9 protein-coding genes are annotated in these 14,558 nt (G+C 72.8%); 1 reads left to right on the plus strand and 8 read right to left on the minus strand.

Features of this window, described 5'->3' with window-relative positions:
* Nucleotides 1–28: 28 nt before the first annotated feature.
* The 4 genes from OO62_RS12300 to OO62_RS12315 form a co-directional block, all read right to left on the minus strand.
* Nucleotides 29–1,795 carry an IucA/IucC family protein gene (locus OO62_RS12300; RefSeq protein WP_033267376.1) on the minus strand — a complete coding sequence of 589 codons (1,767 nt, stop codon included), beginning with the start codon at nucleotides 1,793–1,795 and terminating at the stop codon, nucleotides 29–31.
* A gap of 105 nt (nucleotides 1,796–1,900) precedes the next feature.
* Nucleotides 1,901–2,575 (minus strand): GNAT family N-acetyltransferase, encoded by a 675-nt coding sequence (locus tag OO62_RS12305; protein WP_033267377.1) that lies wholly within the window; start codon nucleotides 2,573–2,575, stop codon nucleotides 1,901–1,903.
* A gap of 198 nt (nucleotides 2,576–2,773) precedes the next feature.
* Entirely contained in the window at nucleotides 2,774–4,786 is a 2,013-nt protein-coding gene (locus tag OO62_RS12310; RefSeq protein WP_033267378.1) for an IucA/IucC family protein, read from the minus strand.
* On the minus strand, nucleotides 4,783–6,177 hold the full coding sequence (locus OO62_RS12315) for a diaminobutyrate--2-oxoglutarate transaminase family protein (protein ID WP_033267379.1): 1,395 nt from the start codon (nucleotides 6,175–6,177) through the stop codon (nucleotides 4,783–4,785). Before OO62_RS12315 ends, OO62_RS12310 begins: the two co-directional genes overlap by 4 nt.
* Before the next feature lie 285 nt (nucleotides 6,178–6,462).
* Here OO62_RS12315 and OO62_RS12320 point away from each other — a divergent pair, with 285 nt between their 5' ends.
* Nucleotides 6,463–7,650, plus strand: coding sequence for a trypsin-like serine peptidase (locus OO62_RS12320; protein WP_033267380.1), 1,188 nt, complete (start codon nucleotides 6,463–6,465; stop codon nucleotides 7,648–7,650).
* 136 nt (nucleotides 7,651–7,786) lie between these two features.
* Here OO62_RS12320 and hflX read toward each other — a convergent pair whose 3' ends face one another.
* The 4 genes from hflX to dapF all read right to left on the minus strand — a co-directional run bounded on the left by hflX (nucleotide 7,787) and on the right by dapF (nucleotide 14,498).
* The gene (gene hflX / locus OO62_RS12325) at nucleotides 7,787–9,274 is read right to left on the minus strand and encodes a GTPase HflX (RefSeq protein WP_033267381.1); all 1,488 of its coding nucleotides are present in this window, start codon (nucleotides 9,272–9,274) and stop codon (nucleotides 7,787–7,789) included.
* A 145-nt stretch (nucleotides 9,275–9,419) separates the two neighbouring features.
* Nucleotides 9,420–11,069, minus strand: coding sequence for a M1 family metallopeptidase (locus tag OO62_RS12330; RefSeq protein ID WP_051733040.1), 1,650 nt, complete (start codon nucleotides 11,067–11,069; stop codon nucleotides 9,420–9,422).
* Nucleotides 11,070–11,202: 133 nt separating this feature from the next.
* Nucleotides 11,203–13,425, minus strand: coding sequence for a RelA/SpoT family protein (locus OO62_RS12335; RefSeq protein WP_033267382.1), 2,223 nt, complete (start codon nucleotides 13,423–13,425; stop codon nucleotides 11,203–11,205).
* A 197-nt stretch (nucleotides 13,426–13,622) separates the two neighbouring features.
* Nucleotides 13,623–14,498 carry a diaminopimelate epimerase gene (gene dapF, locus OO62_RS12340; RefSeq protein ID WP_033267383.1) on the minus strand — a complete coding sequence of 292 codons (876 nt, stop codon included), beginning with the start codon at nucleotides 14,496–14,498 and terminating at the stop codon, nucleotides 13,623–13,625.
* Between the last annotated feature and the right edge of the window lie 60 nt (nucleotides 14,499–14,558).

Genomic DNA, 14,558 nt, shown 5'->3' on the forward strand with positions numbered 1-14,558 from the left:
TACGCGGGACCACTGACAGCCGGCCCGGTCACGGGGAGTGCAGCGGATTGGGGACGGTCCCGTGCACGGCGGCGTGCGGGCGCTCACGGCGGTCGCGGTAGCCGTCCACATGCAGACGGTTGCGGTTCAGGCACAGCCGCTCGATCCGCGGGGTGAGCAGGTCGAAGGTCTCGTGCCGTTCCTTGAGCGCGGGGAAGCGTTCGTGGTGGCGGAGGATCTCCGCCCGTACGAGTGACCAGAACTCCGCCTCGGGAACGTCCAGTTGGTCCGCGCACAGCGGTGCGAGATAGCGGAAGACGCCGACGAACAGCCCGGAGTGGATGAACTGGGTGAGAAAGGCGGGCGGTTCGGTGAGCAGCACGGTGCGCACGTCGTCCGGCATGGAGTCGTGCTCGGGCAGCGGCTGGGAGGTGGTATTCACGTCGTCAACGAAGTCCTTGACCGCGAGCCGGGTGGGGACGTCGTGCTCGTCGAAGACCACGATGGCGTTCTCCCCGTGCGGGGAGAAGACCGTGCCGTACTGGTAGAGGAAGTGCAGCAGGGGCGGCAGGAGGGCGGCGAACAACCGGGACAGCCAGTCGCGTGGGGCCAGCCCGGAGCGGTGCACCAGCTCGGCGGTCAGGGCGCGGCCCCCGGGGTCGGTCTGCAGCAGCGAGGCCAGGGTGCGGGCGCGTTCCCCGGGGTCGAGGAAGCCGCTGATCGGCTCCCGCCAGATGCAGCCCAGCAGCTCCTTGAACTGGTACGGGACGCCGGGCAGCCGGTCGTAGAGGGGGTGCTCGACGGTGACCGAGGCGGTCTCGCCCAGCAGGATCACCCGGGTCTCGTCGCGCAGGAACGGGTCCGCGTCGCGCAGGCCGTGCACCCAGCGGGTCACCGCGGGTGCGGCGAGGGTGCGCTCGGTGGGCAGACCGCGCCAGACCAGGGTGTTGAGGATCGACAGCGGCAGTTTGACCGTACGGGCCCTGGGCCGGCTGATGTTGAGGAACGTGCGGATGGACTGCTGCGGCAGGCGGAGGTCGTTGTCAGTGGGCAGCGCGATGATGGATCTGTCGGCGAGTTGCGGGGCGAAGAGCGGGGCGATGGTCTCGTCCCATTGCCAGGGGTGCACGGGGAGATAGAGGTAGTCGGCGGGGTCGCGGCCCTGGTCGGTGAGGGTGCGGGCGAAGGTCTGACGGGTGGCGGGGTCGAGTTCCTCGCCGTAGAGACGGTCGGGGGTGGCCAGCGTGGGGATACCGCGGTAGTGGGCGATGCTGTGGTGCGCGGCGAGCCAGGGCAGGCGCCGGGGGGTACGGGCCTCGGGGGCCCAGGCCGCCGCATCGGCGGCTGAGAAGCCGAGCCGGCCCTTGTTCGCCACGAGCCAGGGGTGGCCGGTCTGGTGGCCTTCGAGGGCGGCGTAGTCCAGGTCGGCGAGGTCGGCGGCGCTGAGCGCGGTGGCGTCGAGGCGGGTGTCGGCGGCGAGGGTGGCGGTCAGCTCGCGGATGAGGTGACCGGTGGTGTCGCCGGACAGGCCCAGGACGGTGTCGTGGGCGTGCGTGAGGAAGTGGAAGGGGTCGGTGTCGGGGGTGATCGAGTCGGGGTCGACGCGCCAGTGGCCGTAGGCGCCGCGGCGGGCCCGGAAGCGGTACACCAGCTCGTCGGTGACCGGCAGGCGGTACTGCGGGGTGCCGTCGGGGGCGGTGCCGTCGGGCTCGGGCGCGAGGACCTCCTCGTAGGCGAACTCCGCGAGGATCTTGGCGAACAGGCGGCGCGCGGCGTGCTGCCAGGCGTGCTGCGAAGGCTGGGGCTCAGGAGACAAGGCGGGACTCCTCGAAGCGAGGCCGCCCCGGCACGTAAGGGGGACAACCGGAGCGGCGGGGTGGACGGCGGACCGGTTCGGGGCCGTCGACGGACGGCCGCCGGGTCAGAGCAGATGGCGATGGGCGCGGTCGCGGATCATCAACGCGGCGCGCTTCTCCGGCAGTTCGATCTCCTCGGCGAAGCGGAAGCCCGCGGTCAGGAACGCCGCGACGGACGCGGTGTTGCGCAGATCGGGCTCGGCGAGGACGCGCGAGCAGCGCGGGCGGTGGTCGAGCACGAGATCGGCGACGGCGCGCAGCAGCGCACTGCCCAGGCCGCGGCCGCGGTCGGCGCCGCGGCCGATGAGGAGGTGGATCCCGGTGTCCTGGGGGCGGGCCGCGTAGTGGCGCGCGAGGGGGTCCAGATCGGCGCGGTAGATCTCCCAGTAGCTCATCGGGACGCCGTCCAGCACGCCCAGGCAGGGCACGCTGCGGCCGTCGCCGTCGAGCTGGCCGCGCAGGTGGGCTGCGGTGGTTTCCGGCGGCCCCGCCAGCTCCCAGAAGGCCGCGACGGCCGGGTCGTTCATCCAGCCGGTGATCCGGTCGAGGTCGCGCTCCGGCCGGACGGGGACCAGGGCGAACGGCCCGCCCGGGGTGTCGGCCGTCCCCCAGTCCCCCGGGTCGCCGAGCAGCGGGCCGGGGCCCGGGAAGCCGGCCGGCAGGCCGCGGGGTGGGGGCGGGAGCCGACGGTTGAGGGTGTCGTCGGAGCTGGAGCTGAGGCCGGGGTCGGTGGATGGCACGGCGACGCTCTCCTCTCGTGGCCGGTCGCCGCGTGGCCTTGTGGGTCGCGGGGCGTCGGTGCCGGGGACGGGGGCCGGGTAACGGCGATCGGACGGCGGGGGTCGGGGGTCGGGCGGTCGTTGTCCGTGGTCGGGGGCCGGGGCGGGCGAGCGGGGTGTGGCGTGGGGACCGGCCCGGAGATGTCCGCACGCCACGCCTCACGGGGCGAGCGGGTTGGGCAGGGTGACGTAGACGGACTGCGTCTCCACGGGGCCGACCAGCTCGTCCAGGCCGTGCAGCCGGGTCGCGAGGTTGGCCTTGCAGCGCAGCGTGCGGGCGGTGAGCAGCTGTTCCGGAAGCGGCGAGCGGTACGGGTGGGGTGCCGCGGCGGCGTCGGAGAGGAACCTCCGGAAGGCGGCGAGCAGGATCTCCTCGCGGACCAGGCGCTGGGCACCGAACGCCCCGATGAGGCCGAGGACGTTGTTGATGCCCAGGTAGTAGGCGAAGCGCTCGTCGACGACCTCGTCGGCGACGAAGGTGTCGCTGACCACGCCGATGCCGGGCAGTCGCCGCTCCAGCTCGGCGCGGTGGGAGGCGCGGAAGTAGTAGCCCTGGTTGTCGCGGTAGCGGCCGCCGACGGGCCAGCCGTCGGGGTCGAGCAGCACGAGGGTGTTCTGCTGGTGGGCCTCCAGGGCGATGCCGGCCGTGCCGTCGAGCCACAGCAGGGGCCGTACGACCGCTTCGAGGTAGCGCAGGAACCACTCCGTGGCCACCGCGCCCAGGGGGCGGCCGGTGCGGGCACCGAGGGTGCCGACGAGGTCTTCGAGGCGGGAGCGGACACCCGCGTGCCCGGGCCAGGGACGGGGCGAGGTGAGGCCGGCGATGCACACGGCGTCGTCGGTGGTGCTGAAGGGGTTGTGCCGGATGACGGCGTCGAGGCCCTGGACGGGGGTGCCGTCGGGTCCGTCGACGGCGAGATAGGCCGGGTCGCGGACGATGTCGAAGCGGGGGTGGACGGCCTGCCACTGCTCGGCGAGGCCGGTGCGCAGCAGCCGGTGCACCTCCACTCCGCGCACGAGTTCCTTACGGAGGTTCTCCCGGCGGGAGTTGGTGATGCGCAGCCCGAGGGAGAGCTTGAGCATGGCCTCCGCCCCGGGGCGGTAGACGGTGCGGACGGAGGAGGTGGGGCACCAGCGGGGGCCGTGCGGTCCCAGGTCGTGCAACAGGCCGGCGTCGCGCAGCGCGACGATGTCGGGGCGGTCGGCGAGCTCCCTGGCCTGCCAGGGGTGCACCGGCAACGGCACGGTGTCGTCGGGGAGTCGGAGCTGTTCACCGGCGAGCCGGGCGGCGAGCTGCTCGGCCGGTACGGCCTTGCCGCGCTCCGTCCAGGCCGAGTCGGCGGCGACGGCGGAGCGGTGCACGGCCATCCAGTGGAGCGGGAAGGCGCCGCGGAGTTCGGGCGAATAGGCGCGGGTCTCGGCGTCGGACAGGCCCTCGCGGCTCTTGGGCGTGGGGTGCAGCGGGTGCCCGAAGAGGAGGGACTGTTCCGCTTCGAGGAAGAGGGCGGCGTGGTCATCGGCGGGCCGCGCGCGCCGGTCGGCCAGGAAGGCGGCCACGTTGCGTACGGAGTCGGCGACCCGGCCGACGAGTTCGGCGCCCTCGCCGTCCGGTGTCTGTGGCTGCGCGCCGTCCGGGCCGCTCCGCTCGTCGGCGTCCGCGACCCGGTGTTCGCCGCCGTCCGAGGCCCGCCGGTCGCCGTCGTGTGCGGCCTCCCGGCGCAGCAGCGCGGCGAGGGTGACGGCGTCGAGCGGGGCGGCGCCGGCCGGGGCGCCTTCGAGGGTGGGGGCGCCCAGGCGGTGCCAGCCGGTGGGTGACCAGTAGCGGACGGGGATGTTCAGGGCGCTCGCACCGGCCCGCAGCGGGACGCGCAGCCGGCTGCCGGCCGGGCGCTCGCTGCCGCTCTCCCGCAGCCAGCAGCGCAGCAGATGCTCGATGCCCGCGGCGTCGGCGGCGACCGCCGGGTCGGGGTGGTCGAGCGGGTCGTGGTCGTAGGGGCCGGCTGCCGTGGGGGGTGCGGTCCGTTCCGGGTCCTCGTGGGTCTGCTGGTGGCAGCCGTCGTCCGGGGCGCGCCGCTGCTGGCGCGGTACGGACTCGATCGTGGCGGCGCTCTGGTGCCGGTCGGGGACGGTCTCGCCGGGCGGGACGTTGTCGGGGCCGGGGCGTTCGTTCATGGGGTGGTGCCTCGCAGTGTCGTGGGGGACGAGCCCGTCGGCCCGGGGGTGGTGCGGACCGCCGCCGTGACGGCGTCGGCGAGGCGGTCGAGGATGGCGTCCGCCTGTTCGTCGGTGATGGTCAGGGGTGGCAGCAGCCGGACGACGGCGGAGTGCCGGCCGCCCAGTTCGACGATCAGGCCGCGGTCCAGGCATGCCTGCTGGACGGCGGCGGCGAGCCGGGGGTCGGCGGGGTGGGCGCCGGTGGCGTCGGCGTCGGCGTCCCGGTCGACGAGTTCGATGCCGAGCATCAGTCCGCGGCCGCGGACGTCACCGATGCAGTCGTGGGACGCGGCGAGGGCCTCCAGCCGGGCCAGCATCCGTCCGCCGAGCTCGCCCGCGCGCTCGGCGAGGCCGTTGGCGCGGACATACGCGAGGGTGGCGGCGCCGGCGGCCATGGCGAGCTGGTTGCCGCGGAAGGTGCCGGCGTGGGCACCGGGCTGCCAGGCGTCGAGCTCCTCGCGGTAGACGATCACAGCGAGCGGCAGGCTGCCGCCGATCGCCTTCGACAGCACGAGCACATCCGGCACGATCCCGCTGCGCTCGATGGCCCAGAAGGTGCCGGTACGGCCGACGCCGGTCTGCACCTCGTCCACGATCAGCGGGATCTGCCGGCTCGCGGTGAGCTCCCGCATCTGCCGCAGCCAGCTGTCCGGGGCGGGGATCACCCCGCCCTCCCCCTGGACGGGTTCCAGGATCATCCCGGCGGGCCGGGGCACCCCGCTCTTGTGGTCGTCGAGCAGGCTGCGGGTCCAGCGCGCGGCGAGTTCGGCACCGCGCTCACCGCCCACGCCGAACGGGCAGCGGTAGTCGTACGGGTAGGGCAGCCGGACCACGCCGGTGCGCTGCGCTCCCCCGGAGGCGGCGAGCGCGTCGGCGGTCATGCCGTGGTAGGCGCCGGAGAAGGCCATCAGTCCGTCCCGGCCGGTCGCCGTGCGGACGAGTTTGAAGGCGGCCTCGACGGCGTCCGTACCGGCCGGGCCACAGAACTGCACGCGGGCGCTTTCGGCCAATTCCGCGGGCAGCGTGGCGAAGAGCTCGGTGGTGAAGGCGTCCTTGACGGGTGTGGCCAGGTCGAGGACGTGCAGCGGTGCGCCGGAGTCGAGGACCGCGCGGATCGCTTCGAGCACCACGGGATGGTTGTGGCCGAGGGCCAGCGTCCCGGCGCCGGAGAGGCAGTCGAGGTAGCGCCGGCCGTCGGCGCCCTCGATGGTCAGGCCCCGGGCCCGGACCGGGACGATGGGCAGCGAGCGCGCGTACGTGCGGGCAGCGGACTCACGCAGGGACTGCCGGCGCAGGATCCCCTCGTGGGCCGGCGGAGCGGCCGCCGGCACGGTGTCGGTCAACGCCACGGCAGTTGTGTCCTCCTGCTTGGTGAGGTGCTGGATACCGCGCGAGCCCTGCGGGCAGCCCGGACGTCCCCCGTACGTACCAACGACGGCGGCCACCCCGGATCACGGTTCTCGGCAAGATCCTTGTCGGCCGGGAACCGGGGACCCGAGTACCGCCGTCCCCATCGTCACCGGCATAGTGGGGTGCCGCGCCGAGATCTTGAGGTTCATGACAAGTTCAAAAACGGCGCGACTTCGCTCAAAGCCACACCGGCTCAGTTCGATTCACACAGGGGGAACCCACCCATGCGACCCATACGACGGTCGGTCCTGACCGCCGCCGCCCTCACCGCTGTCGTGGCGCTCACCGCGACCGGCTGCGGACCGGAGGGTGACAACGCGGACGCCAAGCCCAGCCAGTCCGCGGCGGACACCTCGGGTGGGGGTGAGATCAAGATTCCCCAGGACATCCAGGACAAGCTCAAGGAACACGGCGTCGACCTGGACAAGTGGAAGAACGGGGAGTGGAAGAACTGGGACAAGGACAAGTGGCTCCGGGAAGCCGGGGAGTTCATCAACCCGATCATCAAGAACTTCTGGAACCCGGACAAGATCGATAAGGTCAAGCCGCCGAAGGACCCCAGCAAGCCCGAGGACATCTCGGAGGACCAGGGCAAGACCGACCCTGAGCCGGCCGCCGTCCCGGCTCAGCCCGTCAAGACCCCCTACACCTCCACCGCTCCCGGCGTGGGTCTGCTGCTCTTCAGCACCCCCCACGGCGAGTCGCGTTGCTCCGCCACCGTCGTCAAGGACCCGGCGCACCCCGGTAAGTCCAACCTCGTGTGGACCGCCGCGCACTGTGTGCACGCAGGCAAGGACGGCGGCTGGTACCGCAACATGATGTTCGTGCCGAACTTCAACAGGACCGGCGGCACCGCCGACCAGCTGAAGACCAAGCCCTTCGAGGACCGCGTCCCGTCGGGCAAGTGGTGGGCGGACGACATGGCGACGTCCAACGAGTGGATCAAGGACGGCGGCGCCGTTCCGGGCGTGCCGATGGCTCCGTACGACTTCGCGCTGATGCACGTGAAGCCGGAGGAGTCCACCGGCGGCAAGTCGCTGGAAGAGGTCGCCGGCGGCGCGTACGCGGTCGACTTCAACGCGCCGGCCATGGCCAAGATCCCGAGCCTGACCGCGCAGGGCTACCCGGCCGAGGCGCCGTTCGACGGCGCGGCGCAGCAGCAGTGCACCGACAAGCCGACCCGCCTGTCGATGGACGCCAAGAAGCCGACCATGTACCGGATCGGCTGCACCATGACCGGTGGCTCCTCCGGTGGCCCCTGGTTCATCAAGGGCGCCGACGGCAATCCGGTGCTGGTCTCCAACATGTCGATGGGCCCGCGTCCGGCCCGCTGGTCGGCCGGCCCGCACCTGGGCCCCGAGGCCAAGACCATGTTCGACACCATGAGCAAGAAGTGGGCGAACAAGGGCTAGTGGTGTGAGGGCGGTGCCCGGTCCGGCACCGCCCCGTCACCCCGGCAGTTCCACGCGAAAGGCCCGCTCCCGGTCTCCCGGGGGGCGGGCCTTCGTCGTGTGTACGTGCCGGTCGCCTCAGGCGCCGGAGCTGCCTCTAGGCGGCGGGCACGAACGGCTCGAATTCGGCGGCCAGTTCCTCGTGCACCCGTGCCTTGAGGACCGTGCCCTCGGCGGTGTGCTCCTCGGAGAGCACCTCGCCCTCGGCGTGCGCCCGCGAGACCAGGGCGCCCTGGGTGTAGGGCACCAGCACCTCGATCTCGACCTGCGGCCGCGGAAGCTCCTCGTCGAGCAGCTCCAGCAGCTCGTCCATGCCCTGGCCGGTGCGGGCCGAGACCGCGAGCGCGTGCTTCTCCTGGCGCAGCAGGCGCTGCAGCACCAGCGGATCGGCCGCGTCGGCCTTGTTGACGACCACGATCTCGGGCACGTCCGTCGCGCCGACGTCGCGGATCACCTCGCGCACGGCGGCCAGCTGCTCCTCGGGCACCGGGTGCGAGCCGTCGACCACGTGCAGGATGAGATCGGCGTCGCCGACCTCCTCCATCGTGGAGCGGAACGCCTCGACGAGGTGGTGCGGGAGGTGCCGGACGAAGCCGACGGTGTCGGCGAGGGTGTAGAGCCGCCCGCTGGGCGTCTCGGCCCGCCGGACGGTCGGGTCCAGGGTGGCGAACAGGGCGTTCTCCACCAGCACGCCGGCGCCGGTGAGGCGGTTGAGCAGCGAGGACTTGCCGGCGTTGGTGTAGCCGGCGATGGCGACCGAGGGGACCTTGTTGCGCCGGCGCTCCTGGCGCTTGATGTCCCGGCCGGTCTTCATCTCCGCGATCTCCCGGCGCATCTTCGCCATCTTCTCGCGGATCCGCCGCCGGTCGGTCTCGATCTTGGTCTCACCGGGACCACGGGTGGCCATACCGCCGCCCGCCGAACCGGAGCCACCGCCACCCATCTGCCGGGACAGCGACTGACCCCAGCCGCGCAGCCGGGGCAGCATGTACTGCATCTGTGCCAGCGCGACCTGCGCCTTGCCCTCACGGGACTTGGCGTGCTGGGCGAAGATGTCGAGGATCAGGGCGGTCCGGTCGACCACCTTGACCTTGACGACGTCCTCCAGGTGGATCAGCTGGCCCGGCGACAGCTCACCGTCACACACCACGGTGTCCGCCCCGGATTCGAGCACGATGTCACGCAGCTCCAGGGCCTTGCCCGAACCGATGTAGGTGGCCGGGTCCGGCTTGTCGCGCCGCTGGATGACGCCGTCGAGCACCAGCGCGCCGGCGGTCTCGGCCAGCGCGGCGAGCTCGGCGAGGGAGTTCTCGGCGTCCTGCACCGTCCCCGAGGTCCACACACCGACGAGGACCACCCGCTCCAGACGGAGCTGCCGGTACTCGACCTCGGTGACGTCCTCGAGCTCGGTGGAAAGGCCCGCCACGCGGCGCAGCGCGGCACGCGCCGAGCGGTCGTACTGGTCGCCGTCGCGCTCCCCGTCGATCTCGTGGCTCCAGGCGACGTCCTCTTCCATCAGGGCGTCGGCCCGAAGGCTCTCGGGGAGGCGCTGCCGGTCCTGCGGAAGGGAAGAAGAGGAGGTCATTTGATCCTTTGCGTCGTTGGGAAGCCCTCACGGAGCCGGGCGGCCCCACCGGGACTGTCGCTGGTGTCAACGAACGAGCCGCCCCGGACATTCCCCGGACCGGTCCCCGTCGACCCGACGATGGTCCCACGGCCCGCGAGGGCCGTCACGCGGGTTTTCCGGGCTGCACCGGTTTCGCCGGCTGCCGGCCCGTCTGTGCGGGTTTTCCGGGCTGGAGGGGTTTGGCGGGTCGCACGGCGCCACCGGGCTGCGGCGGGCTCCCCGGGGTGTCGGCGGCGACCTTGTGCTGCCATTCCGGGTGGCCCGGCATCGGGGGCGTCCGCTGGCCGAAGAGCCATGCCTGGAAGAAGCCCGTGAGGTCCTGGCCGGACGCCTTGGAGGCGAGGGCGACGAAGTCGGCGGTGTCGGCCACGCCGTCGCGGTGGTGGGTCACCCACTCCCGTTCGAGGCGGTCGAAGGCCGCCGGGCCGATCTTCTGCCGCAGGGCGTACAGCACCAGCGCGCTGCCGTCGTAGACGACCGGCCGGAAGATGCTGATCTTCTGGCCCGGGCTGGGGGTCTTGGGGGCGGCGGGCGGCCCGCCCTCGGCACGCCAGCCGTCGGACTGCTCGTACGCGTGCCGCATCCGGGCGTCCAGGGAGGCCCGGCTGTCGCCCTTCTCCTGCGCGTAGAGCGCTTCGTACCAGGTCGCGTGGGCCTCGTTGAGCCAGACGTCGGACCAGCGGCGGGGGCTGACGCTGTCGCCGAACCACTGGTGTGACAGCTCGTGCACCATCACCGACTCCACGTACCAGGCGGGCAGGTGCTCGCTGGTGAACATGGCCTTCTCGAAGAGCGAGAGGGTCTGGGTCTCCAGCTCGAAACCGGTCCGGGCGTTCGCGATCAGCACGCCGTACGCCTCGAACGGGTACGGGCCGACCTTGCGCTCCATCCAGGCGATCTGCTCAGGGGTCTTGGCCAGCCATTTCGCCAGGGCGCGGCGGTCCGCGGACGGTACGACGTCGCGGACCGGCAGACCGTGCGGTCCGTGCTGAAACAGCACGCTGGACTTCCCGATGGAGATCTGTGCCAGCTCGGTGGCCATCGGGTGGGCGGTCCGGTACGTCCAGGTGCGGGTCGCGGCGCGCCGGGCCCCGCCCACGGGCAGCCCGTTGGCGACGGCGGTGAGCTGCTGGGGCGCGGTCAGGTGGAAGGTGAAGAACGCCTTGTCGGAAGGGTGGTCGTTGCACGGGAAGACCCGGTGGGCGGCGTCCGCCTGGTTGGCCATCGCCAGCCCGTCGGCGGTACGGATCCACCCGCCGTCGCTCGCGCCCCGCGGGTCACTGGTGTGCTGGACGGAGATCTTCAGCTCCTGCCCCCGGGAGACGTGGAACGACGGGGTGAGGACCAGGTCCTCCCCGTGCTGCTCGTACTTGGCGGGCAGCCCGCCGATCGTCGCCGCGCGCACGCTGCCCCGGGCGAAGTCGAGGTTGAGGTGGTCGAGCTCGGTGGTGGCTTGCGCGGTGATCACGGTCGTGACGTTCATCGGCCGGTCGTTGTGGCCGGAGTAGTCCAGCGTGACGTCGTAGGACGTGACGTCGTACCCGGTGTTGCCGAGGGTGGGGAAGAGCCGGTCGCCCAGGCCCTGCGCGTCCAGGGGCTGCGGCGCGGCGACGCCGAGGGTCGCGACGGCGGCCAGCCCGAGGGCGGCGGCCCGCCGGCCGGGCCGCCGGCGCCGGCCGCTCGGGGCACCACTGGGCAGGGCGGGGACGGGGCGATCGGCTTCAGGGGACAGGCGGCGCGAGGGAAGGGACATGAACTACGGCTACCAACGCGGCCACCTGCGCCGTGGGCGAGCCGCCAAACGGCACCCGAACGGGCGGCGGATCGTGCGTCCGTACCGGTGCGGGTTCCCGACGGGGCGTCACCTGGGGGGGACGTACCGCCGGTCAGGGGCGCAGCGCGGCGGGCTGACGGGCCCGGCCGGCCCGCAACACGTCGAAGACGCCGGGTACTTGACGCATGGCGCGCATCAGGGACGGCAGGCCGGCTGCGTTCGGCAGATGCAGCGTGTAGGTGTGGCGGACCCGCTGTTCGTGCGGGGGTTCGACGGCGGCCGACACCACGGCGGCGCCCTGGGAGGCGATCACCTCGGTGAGGTCGGCCAGGAGGTGCGGCCGGCTGAACGCCTCGGCCAGGAGGGTGACCCGGCAGCCGTGGCCCGACTGGCCGGCCCCCCGCCAGCGCACCCCCACGGGCTGGCGGCCGGTCGCCGCCATACGGGCCACGACGGGGCACAGCGCGCGGTGCACGGTGACCGTGCCGCCCCGTACGGCGAAGCCGGTCACCGAGTCCGGCGGCACCGGCGTGCAACAGCCGGCCAGCCGGACCGCGGCGCCGGGCAGGTCCGCCACCGCGAGCACCGAACCGGGGGTGACCGAGGCGGCCGCCGAGCGGTCGTGGTCGGGGTCCGGGGACGGGACCGGGCGGCCGACGGGAGGAACCACCACCGGCTCACCGGCGCTCCCCGGCCGCCCGCCGGCCTCCCGGGGGCCGGCCAGCCAGCGGGCGATGGCGAGCCGGGCCGCGGGCGTACGGGCGTGTTCGAGCCACTCGGGCGAGGGGCCGGTGGCGGAGTCCGGAGCCATCAGCAGCTGCAGGCTGTCGCCGTCGTGCAGGACGGTGGCGAGGGTCGCCAGCCGGCCGTTGACGCGGGCCCCGATGCAGCAGTGCGCCGCTTCGCCGTACCGCTCGTAGGCCGCGTCCACGCAACTCGCGCCGGCCGGCAGTCCGAGGGCACCGCCGGCGGCCCCGGGCGGGCCCTCGGAGCCGTCGGAACCGTCCGGGGCGGCGACGGCGCAGAAGACCGTGATCTCCCGGTCCTGGGCGAGGTCGTCGCGCAGCGAGGTCCAGAACGTGTCCGGGTCGGGGGTGGTGCGCTGCCACTCCAGCAGCCGGGAGAGCCACCCGGGGCGGGTCGGGTCGGCCCGCTCGCCCTCGGGGGCGTCGGCGCCGTCCGTAGGGGCGTACGGATTGCCCAGCGCGATCACTCCGGCCTCGGCGACCCGGTGCATCTGGTGCGTGCGGATCAGCGTCTCGGCGATCTCCCCGGACTCGCCGGCGACGGCGGTGTGCAGCGACTGGTAGAGGTTGAACTTGGGCGCCGCGATGAAGTCCTTGAACTCGGAGACCACCGGGGTGAAGCAGGTGTGCAGCTCGCCGAGGACGGCGTAGCAGTCGGCGTCCTCCGCCACCAGGACCAGCAGCCTCCCCAGGTCGGATCCGGTCAGCTCACGGCGGGCGAGGCGGACGCGGTGCACGGAGACGAAGTGCCGTGGCCGGACGAGGACTTCGGCGTCGATGCCGGCCTCGGCCAGGACCGTGCGCACCCGCTCCGCGATCGCGGCGAGCGGGTCGGGCCGGGTGGCGTACTCCATGACCAGGGCACGGGTCGTGGCGTACTCCTCGGGGTGCAGGATCGCGAAGACCAGGTCCTCCAGCTCGGCCTTGAGCGCCTGGACACCGAGGCGTTCGGCGAGCGGGATCAGCACGTCGCGGGTCACCTTGGCGATCCGGGCCTGTTTCTCCGGCCGCATCACCCCGAGGGTGCGCATGTTGTGCAGCCGGTCGGCGAGCTTGATGGACATCACCCGGACGTCGTTGCCGGTCGCCACCAGCATCTTGCGGAACGTCTCGGGCTCGGCGGCGGCGCCGTAGTCGACCTTCTCCAGCTTGGTGACACCGTCGACGAGATAGCTGACCTCGGCACCGAACAGGTCCCGTACCTGGTCGAGCGTCACTTCCGTGTCCTCGACGGTGTCGTGGAGCAGCGAGGCGGTCAAGGTCGTGGTCTCCGCGCCCAGTTCCGCGAGGATCAGGGTGACCGCCAACGGGTGGGTGATGTACGGCTCGCCGCTCTTGCGCAGCTGGCCGCGGTGCGAGGTCTCGGCGAGCAGATACGCCTTGGTGAGGATGTCCAGTTCGGCGTCGGGGTGGTGGTGACGGTGCACCTTCGCGACGTGTTCGAGGGCGTGCGGGAGGCCGTCGCGCTGGGCCGGACCGAGCAGCGCGGCGCGGCCGATGCGGCGCAGCCCTCTGAGTTCCAGTCGGCGGCGGCCGCGCCTGCGGCCCGCTGCTTCAGGATTACCAGGGTTAGTGGCCTCTGCGCTCATGGGCACCTCCGGCAGCGTCGACCGGCGGTGGGACGCGCCAGTTCGGACGTCCGGGCCGGTGCTTGATGCTATCGAGCCCATCACGCAGCGCTGTCCAGCTCTCGCTCAGAGTGACTCGGATCACCCGTTCGAGCGAATCTTTTGGCCGGAACCCCCGTTTTCACGGGGACCGGCTGGAGCGGATCCGGCCGGGTTCGTCAGGCGAGCGCGGCGGCCAGCCAGGTGGGGTCGAAGGTGCCTTCGGCGACGATCTCGGCCGGGCCGGTCATCTCGACGGTGCCGTCGGGCAGCTCGGTGATCGACAGGCTGCCGCCGAGCACATCGACCGTGTACGTGACGGGCGTACCGGTCCGTGCCGGGTCCGCGCCGTCCCGGCGCGCGGTGGCGACCGCGACCGCGCAGGCGCCGGTGCCGCAGGAGCGGGTCTCGCCCGAGCCGCGCTCGTGCACCCGCATCGCGACGTGCCGCGGTCCGCGGTCGACGACGAACTCGATGTTCACGCCGTCGGGATAAACCGCCGCTGGGCTGAATGGCGGTACGGCCCGCAACTCACCGGCGTGGGCCAGGTCCTCGACGAACGCGACCGCGTGCGGATTGCCCATGTTCACGTTGCGGGCCGGCCAGCTACGGCCGCCGAGCGTGACCACGACGCCCTCCTCGGGGAGCGCCGCGCGGCCCATCGACACCGTGACGTCACCGGACTTGGCGACGTGGACGCGGCGTACGCCGGCGCGGGTGGCGATGGCGAGGTCGCCGGCCTCGACCAGTCCGGCGTGCAGCAGGTAGCGCGCGAAGACCCGGACGCCGTTGCCGCACATCTCGGCGATCGAGCCGTCGCCGTTGCGGTAGTCCATGAACCACTCGGCCTCGTCGGCCTGGGCGCGCGCCTCCGGGTGCGCGGCGGACCGGACGACGTGCAGCAACCCGTCACCGCCGAGCCCGGCCCGCCGGTCACAGATCTTGGCGACCGCGGCCGCGGACAGGTCGAGACGACCGTCCGGGTCCGGGACGATCACGAAGTCGTTCTCGGTGCCGTGGCCCTTGAGGAAGGCGATGCGCTCGGTGCTGGTCACCCTTGCATCGTACGGGGAGCACGAGCGTGCCGCGGGGACGGGGCCGGGGCTGTGGACAAG

The sequence above is a fragment of the Streptomyces lydicus genome (genome assembly GCF_000717345.1).
Classification (GTDB): Bacteria; Actinomycetota; Actinomycetes; order Streptomycetales; family Streptomycetaceae; genus Streptomyces; species Streptomyces lydicus.